The organism is Phytobacter sp. MRY16-398, assembly GCF_003925915.1.
Taxonomy (GTDB): domain Bacteria; phylum Pseudomonadota; class Gammaproteobacteria; order Enterobacterales; family Enterobacteriaceae; genus Phytobacter; species Phytobacter diazotrophicus.
In genome coordinates this window covers 880428-899742 of sequence record NZ_AP018756.1, presented here as the reverse complement: position 1 = coordinate 899742, position 19315 = coordinate 880428, and the positions used below count along the sequence as shown (strand labels likewise).

General features: G+C 53.6%; 18 protein-coding genes and 1 tRNA gene. 8 read left to right on the top strand and 11 right to left on the bottom strand.

What is annotated here, in order from left to right; genetic code table 11:
- Positions 1–15: 15 nt before the first annotated feature.
- Together MRY16398_RS04340 and trmB are read right to left on the bottom strand one after the other, a co-directional pair.
- Complete coding sequence (locus MRY16398_RS04340) at positions 16–342, bottom strand: YggL family protein (protein ID WP_039078030.1); 327 nt, start codon at positions 340–342, stop codon at positions 16–18.
- Positions 342–1061: a tRNA (guanosine(46)-N7)-methyltransferase TrmB gene (gene trmB, locus MRY16398_RS04335; protein WP_039078031.1), complete on the bottom strand. Its 720-nt coding sequence runs from the start codon at positions 1059–1061 to the stop codon at positions 342–344. The genes MRY16398_RS04340 and trmB overlap by 1 nt, the downstream gene beginning before the upstream one ends.
- Before the next feature lie 148 nt (positions 1062–1209).
- Here trmB and mutY point away from each other — a divergent pair, with 148 nt between their 5' ends.
- The 4 genes from mutY to MRY16398_RS04315 all read left to right on the top strand — a co-directional run bounded on the left by mutY (position 1210) and on the right by MRY16398_RS04315 (position 5346).
- Complete coding sequence (mutY, locus tag MRY16398_RS04330) at positions 1210–2262, top strand: A/G-specific adenine glycosylase (RefSeq protein ID WP_172600620.1); 1053 nt, start codon at positions 1210–1212, stop codon at positions 2260–2262.
- 27 nt (positions 2263–2289) lie between these two features.
- Complete coding sequence (locus tag MRY16398_RS04325; RefSeq protein WP_039078032.1) at positions 2290–2565, top strand: oxidative damage protection protein; 276 nt, start codon at positions 2290–2292, stop codon at positions 2563–2565.
- A 75-nt stretch (positions 2566–2640) separates the two neighbouring features.
- Positions 2641–3729: a membrane-bound lytic murein transglycosylase MltC gene (mltC, locus tag MRY16398_RS04320; RefSeq protein WP_039078033.1), complete on the top strand. Its 1089-nt coding sequence runs from the start codon at positions 2641–2643 to the stop codon at positions 3727–3729.
- Between the two features lie 363 nt (positions 3730–4092).
- Positions 4093–5346, top strand: coding sequence for a nucleoside permease (locus tag MRY16398_RS04315; RefSeq protein ID WP_039078034.1), 1254 nt, complete (start codon positions 4093–4095; stop codon positions 5344–5346).
- 76 nt (positions 5347–5422) lie between these two features.
- On the opposite strand, the gene citG is transcribed toward MRY16398_RS04315, so the two are convergent.
- The 8 genes from citG to MRY16398_RS04275 are packed head-to-tail and all read right to left on the bottom strand — an operon-like array spanning position 5423 to position 12775.
- A complete protein-coding gene (citG, locus tag MRY16398_RS04310; RefSeq protein WP_039078035.1) occupies positions 5423–6253 on the bottom strand; it encodes a triphosphoribosyl-dephospho-CoA synthase CitG in 831 nt (276 codons plus the stop codon).
- Entirely contained in the window at positions 6231–6770 is a 540-nt protein-coding gene (gene citX, locus MRY16398_RS04305) for a citrate lyase holo-[acyl-carrier protein] synthase (protein ID WP_047368905.1), read from the bottom strand. The genes citG and citX overlap by 23 nt, the downstream gene beginning before the upstream one ends.
- The gene (gene citF, locus MRY16398_RS04300; RefSeq protein WP_039078037.1) at positions 6770–8293 is read right to left on the bottom strand and encodes a citrate lyase subunit alpha; all 1524 of its coding nucleotides are present in this window, start codon (positions 8291–8293) and stop codon (positions 6770–6772) included. Before citF ends, citX begins: the two co-directional genes overlap by 1 nt.
- Before the next feature lie 10 nt (positions 8294–8303).
- Complete coding sequence (gene citE, locus MRY16398_RS04295; protein ID WP_039078038.1) at positions 8304–9179, bottom strand: citrate (pro-3S)-lyase subunit beta; 876 nt, start codon at positions 9177–9179, stop codon at positions 8304–8306.
- On the bottom strand, positions 9176–9469 hold the full coding sequence (gene citD, locus MRY16398_RS04290) for a citrate lyase acyl carrier protein (protein ID WP_039078039.1): 294 nt from the start codon (positions 9467–9469) through the stop codon (positions 9176–9178). The genes citE and citD overlap by 4 nt, the downstream gene beginning before the upstream one ends.
- A 19-nt stretch (positions 9470–9488) precedes the next feature.
- Complete coding sequence (gene citC / locus MRY16398_RS04285) at positions 9489–10508, bottom strand: [citrate (pro-3S)-lyase] ligase (RefSeq protein ID WP_103281496.1); 1020 nt, start codon at positions 10506–10508, stop codon at positions 9489–9491.
- Positions 10509–10524: 16 nt separating this feature from the next.
- Positions 10525–11388, bottom strand: a complete 864-nt coding sequence (locus MRY16398_RS04280; protein WP_039078041.1) for a fumarylacetoacetate hydrolase family protein — start codon at positions 11386–11388, stop codon at positions 10525–10527.
- A 22-nt stretch (positions 11389–11410) separates the two neighbouring features.
- Entirely contained in the window at positions 11411–12775 is a 1365-nt protein-coding gene (locus tag MRY16398_RS04275; protein ID WP_071195975.1) for a 2-hydroxycarboxylate transporter family protein, read from the bottom strand.
- Positions 12776–13108: 333 nt separating this feature from the next.
- Between MRY16398_RS04275 and MRY16398_RS04270 the strand changes: the two genes are divergently transcribed.
- Positions 13109–14746, top strand: coding sequence for an ATP-binding protein (locus tag MRY16398_RS04270; RefSeq protein WP_125123884.1), 1638 nt, complete (start codon positions 13109–13111; stop codon positions 14744–14746).
- Positions 14736–15434 (top strand): response regulator, encoded by a 699-nt coding sequence (locus MRY16398_RS04265; RefSeq protein WP_039078043.1) that lies wholly within the window; start codon positions 14736–14738, stop codon positions 15432–15434. The genes MRY16398_RS04270 and MRY16398_RS04265 overlap by 11 nt, the downstream gene beginning before the upstream one ends.
- 98 nt (positions 15435–15532) lie before the next feature.
- Here MRY16398_RS04265 and MRY16398_RS04260 read toward each other — a convergent pair whose 3' ends face one another.
- Complete coding sequence (locus MRY16398_RS04260) at positions 15533–17683, bottom strand: ornithine decarboxylase (protein ID WP_071195974.1); 2151 nt, start codon at positions 17681–17683, stop codon at positions 15533–15535.
- A 495-nt stretch (positions 17684–18178) separates the two neighbouring features.
- Here MRY16398_RS04260 and MRY16398_RS04255 point away from each other — a divergent pair, with 495 nt between their 5' ends.
- Together MRY16398_RS04255 and MRY16398_RS04250 are read left to right on the top strand one after the other, a co-directional pair.
- Positions 18179–18898 (top strand): DUF554 domain-containing protein, encoded by a 720-nt coding sequence (locus MRY16398_RS04255; RefSeq protein WP_039078045.1) that lies wholly within the window; start codon positions 18179–18181, stop codon positions 18896–18898.
- A gap of 105 nt (positions 18899–19003) precedes the next feature.
- A tRNA-Phe gene (locus MRY16398_RS04250) sits at positions 19004–19079 on the top strand.
- Positions 19080–19315 lie beyond the last annotated feature (236 nt).

Here is a 19315-nt window from a genome sequence, read left to right as displayed (position 1 = left end):
CCGACCCTTTCATTCTTAGTCCCACCAAATATCGAAAAGTTCGCTGACGCTGACCTCTTCGAATTTGTGCTCCTCAAGCCACTTACGAATCAGCGCCCGGTCCTCTTCGGTGCAATGACCAATGTTCGGTTTGCAGACCAGACCTTCCCAAGCCAAGAAACCGCTACCGCCAAAGATCAGGCCGTTAGCTTCAACGGCTTCGCTGATAAATTCATCGACCAGCTTATCAATCTGTTCTTCAGTGGTGCCTTCCGGAAAACGCCATTTGACGGAAAAACCGATCTCCTGAAACTCGTCAATGTGCATCTTTTTACGCAGACGACGACTACGGTTCTTTGCCATTATTTTACCCTCTCGAACATTAAGTCCCATACGCCGTGGCCAAGGCGATGACCACGTTGTTCAAATTTGGTTACCGGGCGCGAATCCGGGCGCGGCACATAATCTTTAGTCGACGACAGGTTCTGATAACCCTCAATAGAGGACATAACTTCCAGCATGTGCTCTGCGTAGGCTTCCCAGTCTGTTGCCATATGAAACACGCCGCCCAGTTTCAGCTTGCTCTTCACCAGTTCAGCAAACGGCACCTGAACGATACGGCGCTTATTATGACGTGCTTTATGCCACGGGTCAGGGAAAAAGAGCTGAACCATGTTTAATGAATTGTCAGGAATCATTTTGTGCAGCACTTCGACGGCGTCATGACACATCACGCGCAGGTTTCCGACGCCCTCTTCATGTGCCGAGGAGAGGCATGCCCCCACGCCCGGTGAATGCACTTCAATACCTAAAAAGTTCTGCTCAGGACGGGTTTTCGCCATTTCCACCAGCGATGCGCCCATACCGAAGCCAATCTCCAGCGTCACCGGCCCGCTATTGCCAAACAGGGCGGCAAAATCGAGCGGCTGCTCAGCAAACTCAACGCCCATCACCGGCCAGTAATTATCAAGCGCGTGCTGTTGCCCTTTGGTCAGGCGCCCCTGGCGGCGGACAAAGCTGCGGATACGGCGCAGCGGGCGGCCGTTTTCATCAAATTCTGGTGAGATGACGTCGTTATTCATAAATAAGTCTGCTTGTGAGAGTGTTCAGGAAACGGGCATTATCCAAAGTTCGATACAGTATGCAAGATGAAAGCACCGGAAAGTTCCGGTTTACACGTTCATGCCGCTGTGCTGCAATCAGCCCCCTGTTAACGCGATGTTGGTGACCATGCAAGCGTCTCAATTTTCAGCCCAGGTTCTGGACTGGTACGACAAATACGGGCGTAAGACCCTGCCCTGGCAAATTGAAAAAACGCCTTACAAAGTATGGCTATCCGAAGTGATGTTGCAACAGACACAGGTCGCAACTGTCATCCCTTATTTTGAGCGTTTTATGGCACGGTTTCCCACCGTCACCGACCTGGCTAATGCGCCGCTTGATGAAGTGCTGCATTTATGGACCGGACTCGGCTATTACGCTCGTGCGCGTAATCTGCACAAAGCGGCAAAACAGGTGGCCGAACTGCATGGCGGCGTCTTCCCGCAAACCTTTGAAGAGGTTGCCGCACTGCCAGGTGTTGGACGTTCGACTGCCGGCGCCATTCTTTCTTTATCACTGGGTAAACACTTTGCGATCCTCGACGGCAACGTGAAGCGCGTTCTTGCGCGTTGCTACGCGGTTGCAGGCTGGCCGGGCAAGAAAGAGGTGGAGAAACGTCTGTGGGAGCTGGCTGAACAGGTGACCCCGGCCAAAGGGGTGGAACAGTTTAACCAGGCGATGATGGACTTAGGCGCCATGGTCTGTACACGTTCAAAACCCAAATGCACGCTTTGCCCGCTGCAAACAGGCTGTATTGCCTACGCGAACCACTCATGGGCCGAGTATCCTGGCAAAAAGCCCAGACAAACGCTGCCGGAGCGCAGCGCATATTTCCTGTTGATGCAACATGGCGATCAGGTCTTCCTGCAACAGCGTCCACCGGTTGGGTTATGGGGCGGCTTGTTCTGTTTCCCGCAGTTTGAAGATGAAGCGTCATTACATGACTGGCTGGCGCAACATCAGATTAAGGCCGATAATCTCAGCCAACTGATTGCGTTTCGCCACACGTTCAGCCATTTCCATCTGGATATTGTGCCTATGTGGCTTACCGTGTCCTCGTTCAGTTCTTGCATGGATGAAGGTACAGGTCTTTGGTATAACTTAGCGCAGCCGCCGTCAGTGGGCCTGGCAGCCCCCGTGGAGCGCCTGTTACAACAATTACGCATCGGCGTGGCGATGTAACGCCGCGCAGAGTAAAGAGGACTATTTATGAGCCGCACTATTTTCTGTACCTTCCTGCAACGTGATGCAGAGGGGCAAGACTTTCAGCTCTATCCGGGGGAACTGGGTAAGCGTATTTATAACGAAATCTCCAAAGAAGCCTGGTCCCAGTGGCAGAAAAAGCAGACGATGCTGATCAACGAAAAGAAACTCAACATGATGAACGTTGAGCATCGCAAACTGCTTGAGCAGGAAATGGTGAGTTACCTGTTCGAAGGTAAAGATGTGCATATTGAAGGCTATACGCCGGAAGATAAAAAATAAATGCATGGCCGCAGCGATGTTCCGCCGTCTGCGGCCTGATTCAGGGTCATTTGTGCAACCAACAATACTTCCGGAATGATGAAAAAATTTTTAGCGCTAGCGATCATTGCGCCGTTGCTTATTTCTTGTTCCAGCTCAAATAAAAATGGCGAGACCTATAACGAAGCCTGGGTTAAAGATACCAACGGTTTTGACATTTTAATGGGGCAGTTCGCCCACAATATCGAGAACTTATGGGGATTTAGCGAAGTACTGATTGCCGGTCCAAAAGATTACGTCAAGTACACCGATCAGTACCAAACCCGAAGCCACATCAACTTCGACGAAGGCACCATCACCGTCGAGACCATCTCCGGCACAGACCCTACGGCACATTTGCGCCAGGCCATTATCAAAACCCTGTTAATGGGTGATGATCCGGGCTCTATCGATCTCTATTCCGACGCGGATGATATCCAGATATCCAAAGAGCCGTTCCTGTATGGCCAGGTGGTGGATAACACGGGCCAGCCCATTCGCTGGATGGGGCGTGCGACCAGCTTCGCAGATTACCTGCTGAAAACGCGGCTGCAAAAACGCAGCGTCGGGTTAAAAATCATTTACAGCGTGACGTTTAATCTGGTGCCAAACCATCTGGATAAACGTGCGCATAAATATGTTGGCATGGTACATCAGGCCGCTCGTCGCTACGGCGTTGACGAATCGCTGATTCTGGCCATTATGCAGACCGAATCGTCATTCAACCCTTATGCGGTCAGCCGCTCCGACGCGCTGGGGCTGATGCAGGTGGTGCAGCATAGCGCTGGTCGTGATGTGTTCCGCGCGCAGGGAAAATCCGGTACCCCGAGTCGCAGCTATCTGTTCGATCCGGAAAGCAATATCGATACCGGCACGGCTTACCTGGCGATGCTCAATAATGTCTATCTTTCCGGGATAACCAACCCCACCTCGCGCCGTTATGCCGTCATCACCGCTTACAATGGCGGTGCGGGTAGCGTTCTGCGCGTCTTCTCCAGCGATAAAGTGCAGGCCGCGAATATCATCAACACGATGGCGCCGGGCGATGTCTATTCCACCCTGACCACTCGCCACCCTTCTGCGGAGTCACGTAACTACCTTTATAAAGTGAATACCGCGCAGAAAAGCTATCGTCGCACGAAGTAAGAGGTGACTTATCCCCTTCCGTTTAGCGGGAGGGGATAAGAATTCCCTTTGAACACGGATGTCCCCCGCATACAAATGTGACGAACGTCACTATATTCGACTGCAACCATATCAAGTTTGCATTTATATGTCGGATGTAACAATCTCGCCCCAACTTCGATGATAGAATCGCCTCACATAACAACAGTAATTGTCTTAATTCCAACATCTATACCCTAAATAATTCGAGTTGCAGGATGGCGGCAACGCAGCGAATCCCCAGGAGCTTACTCTGGTAAGTGACTGAGATAAGTGAGAAAAGCCAACGCACATGCAGCTTAAAGTATGGTGGGTATATCAGACGCCTTCGGTGAGGAAACTAACATGAATCTTAAGCTGCAGCTTAAAGTGATTATCTTCCTGCAGTTCTGCCTGTGGGGGAGCTGGCTGACTACGCTTGGCTCTTATATGTTTGTCACCCTGAAATTCCAGGGTGCGGAAATTGGCGCGGTCTATAGCTCCCTGGGTATTGCCTCGGTCTTTATGCCTGCGTTGCTGGGTATCGTGGCCGATAAATGGCTGAGCGCGAAATGGGTTTACGCTATCTGCCATCTGGTGGGCGCTATTACCCTGTTTATCGCCGCTGGCGTGACCACACCGGGTGCGATGTTTGCGGTTATCCTGCTCAACTCGCTGGCGTATATGCCCACGCTGGGCCTGGTCAACACCATCTCCTACGCACGCCTGCAAAACGCCGGTTATGACATCGTTACGGACTTCCCACCGATTCGTATCTGGGGCACCATCGGTTTTATCCTGGCGATGTGGGCGGTGAGCTTCTCTGGCTTCGAACTGAGCCATATGCAGCTCTATATCGGTGCCGCACTCTCCCTGGTGCTGAGCCTGTTCTCCCTGACCCTGCCGCACATGCCGGTAAGCAACACCCAGAAAAACCAGACCTGGGTGGAAATGCTGGGCCTGAACGCCTTCGCGCTGTTCAAAAACAAACGCATGGCGATTTTCTTTATCTTCTCCATGCTGCTGGGCGCGGAACTGCAGATTACCAATATGTTTGGTAACACCTTCCTGCACAGCTTCGACTCAAATCCGCTGTTCGCGAATAGCTTCATCGTGACGCACGCCTCCGTGCTGATGTCTATCTCGCAGATTTCAGAAACTGTCTTTATCCTGGCGATTCCGTTCTTCCTGGGCCGTTACGGCATCAAGAACGTCATGCTGATGAGTATCGTTGCCTGGATGCTGCGTTTCGGCCTGTTCGCTTACGGCGATCCGACCCCGTTCGGCACCGTCCTGCTGGTTCTCTCCATGATCGTTTACGGTTGTGCGTTCGACTTCTTCAACATCTCCGGTTCTGTATTTGTCGAGAAAGAAGTGAACCCGGCTATCCGCGCCAGTGCGCAGGGTATGCTGCTGATGATGACCAACGGCTTCGGCTGTATCCTTGGCGGTATGGCGAGCGGTAAAGTGGTTGAGATGTACACCGTTGCAGGCGCAACCGACTGGAAAACCGTGTGGCTGATTTTCGCCGGTTACTCTGTGGTTCTGGCCTTTGCGTTCATGGCGATGTTCAAATACAAACATGTTCCGCAAGCGGCTGGCGTCGTGCAGAAAGCATAAGCCTGACTGATTTAATGCCTGCCCGGTGCGCGTGATGCCACCGGGCTTTTTTATGTCTGGCGGTTAGCGTCTGCCGCTAGCCCAGCGTCGCCAGCACATACGAGACCGCCAGCAGATCGGCGCTGCCGCCGGGGCTGAGATTGCGACTGATTAATGCCTTATCCATCTCTTGCAGGCGCGCAATGTTCCAGCCGTTTTTTAACAGCGTCTGCGCATATTCCTGCACATAGCACAACCCGTCGATACCGCCGCGGGAGACCAGATTACTGTCGGGATTTATCGCCATTAGGCGCAACAGCGCATGGTGAAAACGCCGTTCACCCGCCTCCTGATACCAGTACGGCAGCACATGTTGGCGTATCGTGGGAAAGCCCAGTTCCGCCTCACCGCGCGCGCCGGTCAGGCCAAACTGTTGATACTGTTTTTCACCCGCCGTTGTCGCATGCGTGCGGGAAGCCAGCTCTCGCGCCACCAGCCCTTTGCAGATCTCAGCCACCTGCTGACAGACCGATTGTGCACAGACCAGACGGTTCAGACCGCGTAAACGCCCCGCCGCAAAGCAGATCAGCCCCAGGGAAAAGATGCCGCCTTTATGGGTATTTACACCGTCGGTCGCCTCGAACATAGCCTGTTCGCAGGCCATTCCTGCCGGGCGCAATAAGCGCAACTGTTCGCTGGCGGGTTTTAAAGCATGCTCGAACCCGGCTTTTTCGAAGACGCGAAACCAGGGGGTGATGGCATCGATACTGCGTAAAAATAACGCGTGATCCATATCGCTGTGCGAACCATTGTTCGCCATGTCCACCAGCCCCGGTTTGGGGGTGAGATTGACTTCAAGACGCAGTGCCGTGGCGGCCAGCGCCCAGACATCAAAACGGGCGAGTTTAGTCGCGAGCGAACCAGCCATCGATCAGGGTCTCCACACGTGACACGACCTCTTCCATGGGATGACGGCGCGAACGGGCGCAACCGTGGGCAGGTTCATCGCAGACCAGGCAGCGTCGGGTGCTGAGATCCAGAGACTGACGTCCCACCTGACCGTTTTTCGGGCATATCACATCAAAATCCCACAGTCTGCCAAGCGGATGCGTCTGTTCCAGTTCAATGCACTGGGCTTTAATTTCCGCCGCGGCATGGTCAACACACCACAGAGCTTCCGCACCGGTCGGCAACCACAGTACCTGGCGATCCAGCACTGGCCAGTGATTCTGCCACAGCAGTTGATCGCACGCCTGTAGCGCCACCCCCATGGTGTTACGGTAACGGATACTGTCTTTCTGCGCGCCTGGGGTAACCAGCGTCAGGGAGATAACCGGATGGTGATAATGAGTGAGCCAGTCAGCCTGGCGCGCTGCACGGTTTTCTTTCGCCGTCAGCAGCGCTTCAAGGCTGACGCCCGCTCTTACGGGCGTCAGTAATGTCATTAGATGTTCTCCTTCACCTGACGCACAACGTCAATCACGCTGCCGTCACGATAGCGAATCACCCCGACGATACGGTCGGTGAATTCAATGGGTTTCGGTGTCCCGGTCAGCGAGATCGCACGCGCGTACAGGGCTTCGATATCCACCACTTTCAGCCCGGCATTCACCAGGCGCTCGCGGATTTCCGGGCGTGCCGGGTTCACCGCGATGCCGTGGTCGGTTACCAGCACATCAATGCTTTCGCCCGGCGTGAGCAGCGTGGTGACGCGTTTTACAACGGTCGGGATGCGGCTGCGCAGAAGCGGTGCCACAACAATGGTCAAATTCGCTGCCGCTGCAACGTCACAGTGGCCGCCGGATGCGCCGCGCATCACGCCATCGGAACCGGTGATAACGTTGACGTTGAAGTCAACGTCGATCTCCAGCGCACTGAGGATAACCACGTCCAGTTGGTCACAGCAGGCCGCTTTGCTGCCAGGGTTGGCGTAAACGTTGGTAGAGATTTCCACGTGGTTCGGGTTACGCGCCAGCGATGCTGCCGCCTCACTGTCAAAGCACTGCGTATCCAGCAGTTTTGCCACCAGACCTTTTTCGTGCAGCGAGACCAGACCACCGGTGATACCGCCCAGCGCAAAGCTTGCCTTCACGCCGAGACGTTCCATTTTCTCTTCCATAAAACGTGTACAGGCCGTTGAAGCCGCACCGGAACCCGTCTGCATGGAGAAACCATTTTTGAAATAGCCGGAATGCTCGATAACATCCGCCGCATAACGGGCAATCATCAGTTCACGCGGGTTGCTGGTCACGCGCGCCGCGCCAACGCTGATTTTCGCCGGGTCGCCTACGCTCTCGACCTGCACGATGTAATCCACCTGATCCTGTACCAGGCTGGCTGGCATGTTCGGGAACGGCACCAGCTCTTCGGTCAGCAACACCACTTTTTTAGCGAACTGCGCATCGACCATGGCATAACCCAGCGAACCACAGCAGGATTTCCCCTGGGTGCCGTTAGCGTTACCAAATTCGTCGCTGCACGGTACGCCGAGGAAGGCGACATCGATATTCAGCTCGCCATCCTGCAGCAGTTTCACGCGGCCACCGTGCGAGTGGATTTGCACCGGCTCCGCCATCAGGCCGTGGGAAATCGCATCCGCCAGCTTGCCGCGCATGCCGGAGGTGTAGATACGGGTGATAACGCCGTTTTTGATATGCTCAATCAGGCTTTCGTTACAGGTCATCAGCGAGCTGGAAGCCAGCGTCAGATCTTTAAAGCCCAGTCGCGCCAGGATTTCCACCACGTTGTTGATCACCCGGTCGCCTTCGCGAAACGCATGGTGGAACGAAATGGTCATGCCGTCTTTCAGGCCACTGCGGGCAATGGCATCTTCCAGGGTGGCGCACAATTTGCGGTTATGTTTGCTGTCGAGATCGGCAAGCCACGGCGTGCTGGCATGGGCGCTATCGAACGGTTTTAAATCGCGCAGATGCGGAAAGTTAACGTGGAGAAGCTCTGTCTGATTCATTGTTCTGTCCTTACCGACGCACGCCGGACGCGGCGGCACGTTCCAGCACCATTCGCGCATGATTAATAATGGGGCCGTCGATCATCTTACCGTTCAGCGACACCACGCCCAGCCCGTTGCGTTCGCCCTCTTCTGCGGCTTCGATCACTAACTTCGCGTGATCCACTTCGTGCTGCGTTGGCGCATACGCGTTGTGCAGCAGATCGATCTGGCGCGGGTTGATCAGCGACTTGCCGTTAAAGCCCATTTTGCGGATCAGATCGACTTCGCGCAGGAAACCGGCCTCGTCATTTACGTCCGACCACACCACGTCAAAGGCGTCGATCCCGGCGGCACGTGCCGCATGCAGTACGGCACAGCGGGCATAGAACAGCTCGGTGCCGTCGCCGCGTTCGGTTTGCATGTCCATCACGTAGTCAAACGCCGCCAGCGCGATGCCGATCAGACGCTGAGAACTGCGCGCGATCGCCACGGCATTGATAACACCGATCGCGGATTCGATCGCCGCCATCACCTTCGTGGATCCAATTTCACGCCCGCAGGCCATTTCGATGCGTTCAAGATGGCGTTCGAGTTCGTAAATATCTTCCGGCGTGTCGGTTTTTGGCAGACGAACCACATCCACCCCGGCGCGGACCACGGCTTCCAGATCTTTCAGGCCAAACGGGGTATTGAGCGGGTTGATACGAACGACGGTTTCGATGTCTTCGTACATCGGGTGTTGCAGCGCATGAAAGACCAGCAGACGCGCAGTGTCTTTTTCACGCAGCGCCACGGCATCTTCCAGGTCAAACATGATGGAGTCCGGGCGGTAAATAAACGAGTTGGAAAGCATGGCGGCGTTGGCGCCTGGGAGAAACAGCATGCTACGACGAAGCTTTTTCATTGCAGTTTCTCCCAGTCAATATTGTCACTGTCACTGGCGCGTAATACCGCGCTCTGTAGGCGGGCGCGGATCACACAGTCCAGCGCACCTTTATCTTCAATAATGATCAGTCCCTGGTGGACTTCCATGGCGCGCAGCGTGGTGGTCACCACATGGCGAATTTGATCGCCAAACTGCTTAATCACTTCACTGTGGATGACGATGTCCAGCTCGCCATCAGCGGGGGCTATTTTCACCATCAGGTCGCTGGACTCCATAGTCCCGGCCAGCGCCTCCCTAACAATTTTCATAATTTATTTCCTGAGTTTTTTAAGCGACTTCCGCGCTGTAGTGCGTTTCGAGATGCACGAAAGTGGTATCCGGTACTATTTCCCGAATACGGGAAAACTGGTGCGTCTTAAGTAGACGACGAACTTCCGAGGCAGAGATGGCATTGCCCGTGGCTTTGATGCGCGGGATCTCCACCACCTCTACCGCGCCTGTAAGCAGTCGGTGCATAGTCTGGTTGTACTGGCGCGTAATATCGCAAAACGGCTCTGAGCCGATAAATCGATGGGTAATACCCAGCGCGGGGGCGATGTGGTCGCGAAAAATCAGCAGATCGATTTCGCTCCACGCCTGCTGTACCTTGCCGGTCTCTTTGAGGAAATAGGCCGGAAATGTCGCCCGCGAAATGATGTATTCCGATCCCTTGTGAACGGTCACGTTTGGCAGATGAGCGACCCCTGCCCGTACCATGTCCAGACGGTCGGTGAAGGGGAAAAACGACGCATCCTCCTGAACCACGAACAGATGTAAGTGGTCGCAGGAATGCGCCGCTTGTTCCACCAGATGGCGGTGCCCAAGGGTGAACGGATTAGCGTTCATCACGATAGCCCCAACGCGCTTTCCTTCTACGCGATAAGGCTGCAATGAGCGGCAGTAACGGCTGATGCCAAAGGGCGTGTTTTCCATTAACACCGCGTTGTTGCCGCTCTGCGCAATAGGCCAGAATCCGCTGTGTGCAAAGCGCTCCTTGTTACAGGGGCGCGTACAGAGGAACAGATGAAAATGTCCCCGTGACAGCGCGAGGTGTTCCACCTCAGCCAGCAAACGGGCGCTAAGATTTTCTCCGCGCAGGTTTTCATCTACCGCCACACATTTGATGACATTGGCGGCCAGGCCCGCACAACCCACCAGCCGGAGTCCCGACCAGGCTTCAACGAAAGTGGTGATATCGTTGTCCATGCCTAAGCCGCTGTCCGCGAGCAGATTACGAATCTGCGTAAAACGCTGCGCGCCGCTTGTGACATCCGCAATGCGAAAATCAATGGGAGGTTGTGCTTGCATAAATCCGCCGCGTTCCTTAGTGCATGGGCGACAGCGATAAGGCTGGCGCGTCCATAATCACATTGCTGAGATGACCGATATTCTCGATCTCCACTTCGATGCGATCGCCCGCGTTCATGAACAGCGGTGGATTACGTTTTTTGCCAACGCCACCCGGTGAACCGGTGATGATCACATCGCCAGCATTCAGGCGCGTGAAGGTACTGATGTACTCGATAAGCTCCGCCACTTTGTGGATCATGCTGGCGGTGTTGTCTTCCTGCACCATGCGGCCATTCAGCCAGGTGCGGATCGCCAGACTGTGCGGATCCGGAATCTCATCCGCCGTGGTCATCCACGGACCGAACGCACCGGTCTGACGCCAGTTTTTACCGGCGGTAAACCAGGTGTGCTGCCAGTCGCGTGCAGAACCGTCCATATAGCAGCTATAACCGCCAACGTGGCTCAATGCCTCTTCACGGGAGATGTTCTCTCCGCTTTTGCCGATGATCACCGCCAGTTCACCTTCGTAATCAAACTCGCTGGAGTGACGCGGTTTGAGTACCGGAGTCTGGTGGCCGGTTTGCGAATCGGCAAAACGGACGAACAGCGTCGGTGCCGGGTTGTGCTGATCAAACTCTTTACGTTTGTCGGCATAGTTCATGCCGACGCAAAGAATTTTCCCTGGGTTATCAATCACCGGCAGAAATTCCAGCGCATCGAAGCTCAGATCCGGTTTTTCACCAGACAACTGCTGCGCTTCATTTAACGCGTTGGCAGCGAGTAACGATTTCAGATCGCTGTAACGATCGCCCAGACGGCGTCCCAGATTGATCACACCATCCGCCTTCACGATCCCGTAACTACGGATCCCCTGATGGACAAAGCTTGCGAGTTTCATATCAGTTCCTGTAACACATGAATCAGACGAGGAAGTTGCCGAGAACCAGCAGTGATACCGAGACGTTGATCGCGCCGCCGATACGGGTAGCGATCTGGGCGAACGGCATCAGGCTCATACGGTTACCTGCAGTGAGGATGGCAACATCCCCGGTGCCACCCTGCCCGCTCTGACAGCAGGAGACGATGGCGACATCAATCGGATGCATACCGATTTTTTTACCTACGAAGAAGCCCGTGGCGACCAGCGCAGACACGGTGCTGACAATCACCAACAGGTTAGTGAGGGTGAATGCGTGTACCAGCTCCTGCCACGGGGTGATAGCCACGCCCACAGCGAAGAGGATTGGGTAAGTCACAGAGGTCTGGAAGAATTTGTAAACGACCTGAGAACCTTCGAGGATCTTCGGCGATACGCCGTGAACCAGTTTGACCAGCACCGCCATAAACAGCATGCCAACCGGCGCTGGCAGACCAATCAGTTTGTGGCCCAGCATACCCAGCATGTACAGCAGCACGGCCAGCAGCGCACCGGATGCGATAGTGGTGACGTCAGCTTTACCGCTGAACGCAGGCGTAGCAGGGGTTTTCTCATCGGTGTTATCACGATTCGGCATCAACTGACCTTCACCAGTCAGGTGCGGGAAGCGTTTACCCAGTTGGTTCAGACAGCCAGAGATAATGATGGCAGTCAGGCCGCCAAGCATTACCATCGGCAGTACGCGACCCAGCGCAACGCCCTGATCCATATGCAGAATGGTGGCGTAACCAATCGAAAGCGGAATGGCGCCTTCACCCACACCACCCGCCATGATTGGCAGAATGATAAAGAAGAAGATCTGGAACGGTTCGAGACCGAGCAGCAGCCCCACGCCCATCCCAACCAGCATGCCGACGATTTCGCCACACAGCATCGGGAAGAAAATACGCAGGAAGCCCTGAATCAGCGTGGTGCGATTCATGCTCATAATACTGCCGACAATAATGCAGCAGATATAGAGGTACAGAATGTTAGTGGATTTGTAGAACTTGGTGGTGGACTCGACAACCACATCCGGCAGCAGGCCATAATAGACCATTGCAGAAGGGATGAAGGTAGCGCAAATCGCCGCCGCACCCAGTTTACCGATAATCGGCAGGCGTTTACCGAACTCACCACAGGCGAAGCCGAAAAACGCCAGCGTTGCGACCATCACAACGATATCGCTGGGTAATTTACCGCCCAGACAATCGATGGCGATTAATGCACCAGCAAGTAAAAACAACGGCAATGGAATAATCCCGACTTTCCAGGTATCCATAATGTGCCACCATCTGTCTTTCAATGATGGTTTTTGAATCGATAGCGACTCAGAGGTAATAGAAAAAGAATCGTCAGTTGTGCTCATAATTAAGCCCCTTGGTTATTTTGCATTTGTAGCTTAAAGGGCCAGGTTTTTACGTTATGTGAGGCGCAGCATAATAAAACCGAAGTTTTAATGGCACCTATGGTTTTTATGGTTTCTTTAATTTAGTGTGATTAATGCCGTAATTATTTCCGTGGTTTTTATGGTTTTTTTAAATAAAAAAACAAGTTAATAACATTTCCAGAAAGTCTTTGTTTCTTTAGCGTCGCCAGTCAGCATCAGGTGTGCAAGGGATCACAAGTTTCCAGTAAACTCGCCACTGTCAACAGGAAAGATGTTACATTACCGTTTTTGTTGCTCTGTGCGTACCACACCATGAAAGTTTCCTTCCAGATTAAGCTCTTTATTTCGCTGGTACTGTTTTTCTCCGGTTTGTTCATCTTACTGGGTGGTTATTATTATATCGATGTCGGTCGCCAGCTTTATCAGGAAATGAGTACGCGAGCAAAAATACAAGCTGAAGAAATAGCGATAATTCCGAATTTACGCAAATCGGTTGCGGAAAAAAATATTCCCGCGATTGCAGAATTTATGCAACAAGTAGTCGATCGCAGCGATGCCAGTTTTATTGTCATTGGCGATGATAAAGGCATTCATCTATTCCATTCGGTTTATGATGACCGTGTGGGGACTACGCTGGTCGGGGGCGATAATCAGGAAGTGTTACAGGGTAAAAGCCTGACCACTATCCGCCAGGGCGGCCTGGGTATTTCCTTACGCAGTAAAGCACCGATATTCAATGACGCAGGTAAGGTGATTGGTATTGTTTCCGTGGGTTATCTGACCAGCTATCTCGATACCATCACCCTCGGCAAGGCAATCAATATCTTTATTGCCGCCGTACTGCTGTTAGCGGCGCTGTTTATCTTCTCGTGGTTCTTTACCCGCAGTATCAAGAAGCAGATCTTTTCACTGGAGCCGCGAGAAATCGGCCTGCTGGTGCGCCAGCAAAAAGCGATGATGGAGTCGATTTACGAAGGGGTGATCGCCATCGACAGCAATCTGCGCATCGAGGTGATAAACCAGGCCGCGAGAACATTGCTCAATCTGAGCCAACCCACGCGCGAACTGCGGGGGCAATTGATCTCCGACGTGATTCCGGCCGTGCCCTTTTTCTCCCGCAGTGCGATGCTGGCGAAAGATACACACGATGAGATCTGCCGTTTTAATCACGCGACAGTCATTGCCAGCCGTGTGCGCATTATGCTGGAAGATAAGCTGCAAGGTTGGGTCATTACCTTTCGCGATCGTAATGAAATCGACAGCCTCAGCGCCCAGTTGAGCCAGGTGAAACGTTATGTCGATAACCTGCGTATCATGCGCCACGAGCAGCTTAACCGGATGACGACACTTTCCGGCCTGCTGCATATGGAACGCTACGACGAGGCGATTCGTTATCTTCAGGCCCAGTCGGAGCATGCGCAGGAGCTGCTTGACTTTATTTCGTCACGTTTTAGCTCCCCTACATTGTGCGGTTTGCTGCTGGGTAAAGCGGCCCGCGCCCGGGAAAAAGGGGTAGAGTTGGTTTTTGACCCTGGCTGCCAGATGTCGCGCCCCGCACACCTGCTGGTGGAAGCCGAACTGATATCGATTATTGGTAACCTGCTGGATAACGCCATTGAAGCAACGCAACGCGCCGCGTTGCCGCACGAGCCCGTTGAGGTCTTGATCCTGCAAAATGAGCGCGAGCTGATTATTGAAGTGGCAGATCGCGGCATCGGGATCGACCCGTCCATTCGGGATCGTATTTTTGACCGAGGGATGACAACGAAACGCAACGGCGATCATGGCATCGGCCTGTATCTGATCTCCAGCTATGTCACGCAGGTGGGCGGCACCATTGAAGTTTCTGATAACGCGCCGCGCGGAACGATTTTCTCTTTATTTATTCCGGAAACGGGTCAGATACAACGCCCCGCTCCGACTCTGGAAGATCAGAATTATGCGACATGAACAGATAGATGTGCTGATAGTAGAAGATGAAAACGAGCTGGCGCAGCTCCATGCAGAACTGATTGGTAAGCATCCACGATTGCGGCTGGTGGGTATCGCCACATCCCTGGCAGAAGCGAAGGCGCTGCTCGCCAGTAAGCAACCACAACTGGTGTTGCTCGATAATTATCTGCCGGATGGCAAAGGGATTACGCTGATTAGCGACCCGATGATCATTCGCGCCAACTGTTCGGTTATTTTCATTACCGCCGCCAGTGACATGGATACCTGTAGCCAGGCGATTCGCAACGGCGCGTTTGATTACATTCTTAAACCGGTGTCGTGGAAACGTCTGAGCCAGTCACTGGAACGTTTTGTGCAGTTCACCGAGCAGCAACGGGTGTGGAAGATCGTCGATCAGCAGAACGTGGATTCGCTGTATCAGTTGCAGGCAAAGAACTACAAGCTGGATAACGGCAGTAAAGGGATCGAGGAGAATACGCTGTCTCGCGTACAGACCCTGTTTGCCGATGCGGGTGAGCGCTGTTTTTCCGTGGATGAAGTGGTGACGGAGACGGGGCTCAGTAAGACCACCGCCCGCCGCTACCTGGAGCACGGCGTGGAGTCCGGTTTTTTATCGGTTGAGATGCAATATGGCAAGATTGGGCATCCACGCAGGATGTACCGCCGTGCGGGCGAAGGGGTATAGGTTTCGCGGTTTTCACCTCACCTGAACGTATCCCGGATTAGTAAGCGACATCCGGGCTATCCGCCCTCTCCCTGTGGGAGAGGGCCGGGGTGCGGGCATCAGACCGCAGAGGACTGTTTCAACACATTGCCGTATAAGCGCTTAATCCCATCGGCATCTGTCTCGGAGTAGACCCCCTGCAGCTCCGGCGAGAAACCTGGCAGCAAATTGACGCCCTCTTCCAGCGCCAGGAAGTAGCGTTGTACCGCGCCGCCCCACACTTCACCAGGCACCACGCATAGCACACCAGGCGGGTACGGCAGCGCTCCTTCTGCCGCAATCCGTCCTTCCGCCTCACTGATACGCACCAGCTCCACGTTGCCGCGAATATACTCCTGATGGGCATCCTGCGGGTTGACGGCAACCGCCGGGAAACTCGCCTTGCGAAACATCTCTTTTTGCAGATCTTTCACATCGAAGCTGACGTAAAGATCATGCATCTCCTGGCAAAGCTGGCGGAGTGTATAGTCGCGATAACGCACCGGATACTTGTTGTAGATGGTCGGCAACACATCTGCCAGCGGCGTATCGTCTTCTATGTGACGCTCAAACTGCGACAGCATGGCCACCAGATGGGCCATCTTCGCTGTGCTTTCCGCTGGTGTCAGCAGGAACAGAATAGAGTTAAGGTCGCATTTTTCCGGCACAATGCCGTTCTCACGCAGGTAGTTGGCGAGGATCGTCGCCGGAATACCAAACTCAGTGTACTCACCCGTTTGCGCATCAATGCCCGGCGTGGTGAGCAGTAGTTTACAGGGATCCACAAAGTACTGATCCTGCGCGTAACCTTCAAAACCGTGCCAGCTTGCACCGGGCTCAAAGCTAAAGAAGCGACGCTCGCGAGCAATGATCTCTGTCGGATGATCCTGCCACGGTCGCCCGGCAATGACTGGCGGCACGAACGGCTGGATCATTTTGCAGTTGGCGATAATCGATTTGCGCGCCTCAATCCCCACTTCTACGCACTCGGCCCACAGGCGGCGACCACTTTCCCCCTGATGGATTTTGGCGTTCACGTCGAGTGCCGCAAACAACGGGTAGAACGGGCTGGTCGAGGCGTGCAACATAAAGGCGTTGTTCAGGCGCTTATGCGGGCAGAAACGTGCCTGGCCGCGCAGATGATTATCTTTTTTATGGATCTGCGAGGTTTGCGAGAAACCGGCCTGCTGCTTATGCACGGACTGGGTAACGAAGATCCCCGGATCGTTCTCATTGAGTTCCAGCAGCAACGGCGACGTGTCGGCCATCATCGGAATGAACTGTTCGTACCCCACCCATGCCGAGTCAAACAAAATGTAGTCACACAAGGTGCCGATTTTGTCGATCACCTGACGGGCGTTATAGATCGTGCCGTCATAGGTGCCGAGCTGGATCACCGCCAGACGAAACGGGCGCGGCTGGTTGGCTTTTTCCGGCGCTACTTCTCGGATCAGTTCGCGCAGGTATTTTTCATCAAAACAGTGTTCATCAATGCCACCGATAAAACCGAACGGGTTGCGGGAGGCTTCCAGATACACGGGCGTCGCCCCGGCCTGAATCAGCGCGCCATGGTGGTTGGATTTGTGGTTGTTACGGTCAAACAGCACCAGATCGCCACGCGTCAGCAGCGCGTTGGTAACAACTTTATTCGCGGCAGAAGTGCCGTTCAGCACAAAGTAGGTTTTATCTGCGTTGAACACTTTCGCCGCAAACTTCTGCGCATGTTTAGCGGAGCCTTCGTGAATCAGTAAATCCCCCAGCTTCACGTCGGCATTGCACATGTCAGCGCGAAAAACATTTTCACCAAAGAAATCGTAGAACTGCCGGCCCGCGGGATGCTTTTTAAAGAACTCACCGTGCTGATGACCAGGACAGGCGAAGGTGTCGTTTTTCATCTCGACATATTGACGCAGCGTATCGAAAAACGGCGGCAGCAAATTATCTTCATAATCACAGGCGGCGGTCTCCAGCTCCAGCCAGTCCTGCTCTTTGCCATTAATCACCGCCGTGACGCCGTCCGGCGTTTCTTCCAACGTCTGGTCAAATAAGAATACCGGCACGTTGAAGCCCGTCCGTTTGAGCAAGGCCAGAATGCCGCTACGGCTTTCCGCCAGCGTAATGACGACTGCCGCCACATCCGTAAAATCGGTACTGTCCAGCGTCACCATCTGGCGGTGGGTAGACAGGGTGGAGATCAGCTCGCGGCTGACGGCAATTTTCATTGTTTTCATAAGCACAGATACCCGTTTCAGGGGAAGAAAAGGCCCCGGGCAAAGCAGGCGCCTTACCCAACGAACGTGTCTGACTGGAACCCGCTCCGACCGCCAGACATCAGTAAAAGCAGATACACTCTGATTTTAATGTTGTCCTGAAGTGAGCGTACGGTAGCCTCACCGCATGGTGAGTGTAGTATGGGATAAAACTGAACGGGTGCACGTTCGCAGCGTGGCGCGGCGTCTCTGCATGAGCGATAAAATCTGCGTCATTTCAGGTGTCCCCGTGAGGTTGTGAAGAAAATTCGCGCAATCATGTCATCATTTTTTCGCAGGTGCAACCAACGAAGCGAAGGCCAAATGCAACATAATGCAATTGCCTTTTTAATGATTTTCATAAGTAATTATATTCAAAAGCTAAATACAGTTATTACCCGCATTAATCGGGCATAATAATGTGCTTCGTTGCGTCATACTATGCAGTTGTGTTCGCAAAACCTCTGGAGAAAAAACGTGTTAACAGGACCTTATATCAACGCCGCCGCCGTTTTGCTGGGGGGAACGATTGGTGCACTGCTGAGCCACCGTTTACCGGAGCGGGTTCGCTCCTCAATGCCCTCGATCTTTGGTCTTGCCTCGCTGGGCATCGGCATTTTGCTGGTGATTAAATGCGTCAATCTGCCCGTTATGGTGCTTGCAACCCTGGTTGGCACCTTGATAGGTGAACTCTGTTATGTGGAGCGCGGTATCAGCGGCGCGGTGAACGGTTTACGTAAATTAGTACAAAAGCGCCGCTCAGCAAGCCATGCGCTGGATGCTCACGAATCGTTTATCCAAAGCCTGGTGGCGATTATCATTTTGTTTTGCGCCAGTGGCACCGGGATTTTCGGCGCCATGCGCGAGGGGATGACCGGTGACCCAAGCCTACTGATTGCCAAAGCGTTTCTCGATTTTTTCACGGCGGTGATATTCGCGACTTCGTTAGGTTTTGCCGTCGCGTTCATCTCCGTACCGATGCTTATTATTCAACTGACGCTCGCTACCTGCGCCACGCTTATTTTACCCTTGACCACACCCGCGATGATGGGTGATTTCACCGCCGTAGGCGGCGTGCTGTTGCTGGCAACGGGCCTAAGGATTTGTGGAATTAAGATGTTTGCGGTGGCGAATATGCTGCCTGCACTGGTGCTTGCGATGCCGCTCTCTGCCCTGTGGACCACTTTTTTTGCCTGAGTTCGCGTGCATCATCAGCAAAGTGGTGATAGATTGTGCAGTCTGCAACGATTTGAAGAAATTTCGTTGACGAGGCGAGGCGGATCGGGTTTAATGCGCCCCGTTGCCCGGATAGCTCAGTCGGTAGAGCAGGGGATTGAAAATCCCCGTGTCCTTGGTTCGATTCCGAGTCCGGGCACCACTTCTTCAGAGCCTGTTCGTTAAGGGTTGAGATCCTTAACGGGCATGACAGTGGTCCCCAGCATGATGAAGGTACTTTGCTTACCGCATCAATGTTGAACACGGGACTTAAATCCGGAGGATGTTCAAGCATCCTCTGGATTTCTCACGTCCATAAATTAACTACAGGAAAAGTATTTACCCTCAGTTGATTCCTATGTCAATCTTCTGTAAATAAAACCACCATAATTTCTCCTC

Bases quoted from the DNA above. Each gene is read 5' to 3' on its own strand.
- MRY16398_RS04340 (WP_039078030.1), bottom strand. From the start codon at position 342: ATGGCAAAGAACCGTAGTCGTCGTCTGCGTAAAAAGATGCACATTGAC.
- trmB (WP_039078031.1), bottom strand. From the start codon at position 1,061: ATGAATAACGACGTCATCTCACCAGAATTTGATGAAAACGGCCGCCCG.
- mutY (WP_172600620.1), top strand. From the start codon at position 1,210: ATGCAAGCGTCTCAATTTTCAGCCCAGGTTCTGGACTGGTACGACAAA.
- MRY16398_RS04325 (WP_039078032.1), top strand. From the start codon at position 2,290: ATGAGCCGCACTATTTTCTGTACCTTCCTGCAACGTGATGCAGAGGGG.
- mltC (WP_039078033.1), top strand. From the start codon at position 2,641: ATGATGAAAAAATTTTTAGCGCTAGCGATCATTGCGCCGTTGCTTATT.
- MRY16398_RS04315 (WP_039078034.1), top strand. From the start codon at position 4,093: ATGAATCTTAAGCTGCAGCTTAAAGTGATTATCTTCCTGCAGTTCTGC.
- citG (WP_039078035.1), bottom strand. From the start codon at position 6,253: ATGGCTGGTTCGCTCGCGACTAAACTCGCCCGTTTTGATGTCTGGGCG.
- citX (WP_047368905.1), bottom strand. From the start codon at position 6,770: ATGACATTACTGACGCCCGTAAGAGCGGGCGTCAGCCTTGAAGCGCTG.
- citF (WP_039078037.1), bottom strand. From the start codon at position 8,293: ATGAATCAGACAGAGCTTCTCCACGTTAACTTTCCGCATCTGCGCGAT.
- citE (WP_039078038.1), bottom strand. From the start codon at position 9,179: ATGAAAAAGCTTCGTCGTAGCATGCTGTTTCTCCCAGGCGCCAACGCC.
- citD (WP_039078039.1), bottom strand. From the start codon at position 9,469: ATGAAAATTGTTAGGGAGGCGCTGGCCGGGACTATGGAGTCCAGCGAC.
- citC (WP_103281496.1), bottom strand. From the start codon at position 10,508: ATGCAAGCACAACCTCCCATTGATTTTCGCATTGCGGATGTCACAAGC.
- MRY16398_RS04280 (WP_039078041.1), bottom strand. From the start codon at position 11,388: ATGAAACTCGCAAGCTTTGTCCATCAGGGGATCCGTAGTTACGGGATC.
- MRY16398_RS04275 (WP_071195975.1), bottom strand. From the start codon at position 12,775: ATGAGCACAACTGACGATTCTTTTTCTATTACCTCTGAGTCGCTATCG.
- MRY16398_RS04270 (WP_125123884.1), top strand. From the start codon at position 13,109: ATGAAAGTTTCCTTCCAGATTAAGCTCTTTATTTCGCTGGTACTGTTT.
- MRY16398_RS04265 (WP_039078043.1), top strand. From the start codon at position 14,736: ATGCGACATGAACAGATAGATGTGCTGATAGTAGAAGATGAAAACGAG.
- MRY16398_RS04260 (WP_071195974.1), bottom strand. From the start codon at position 17,683: ATGAAAACAATGAAAATTGCCGTCAGCCGCGAGCTGATCTCCACCCTG.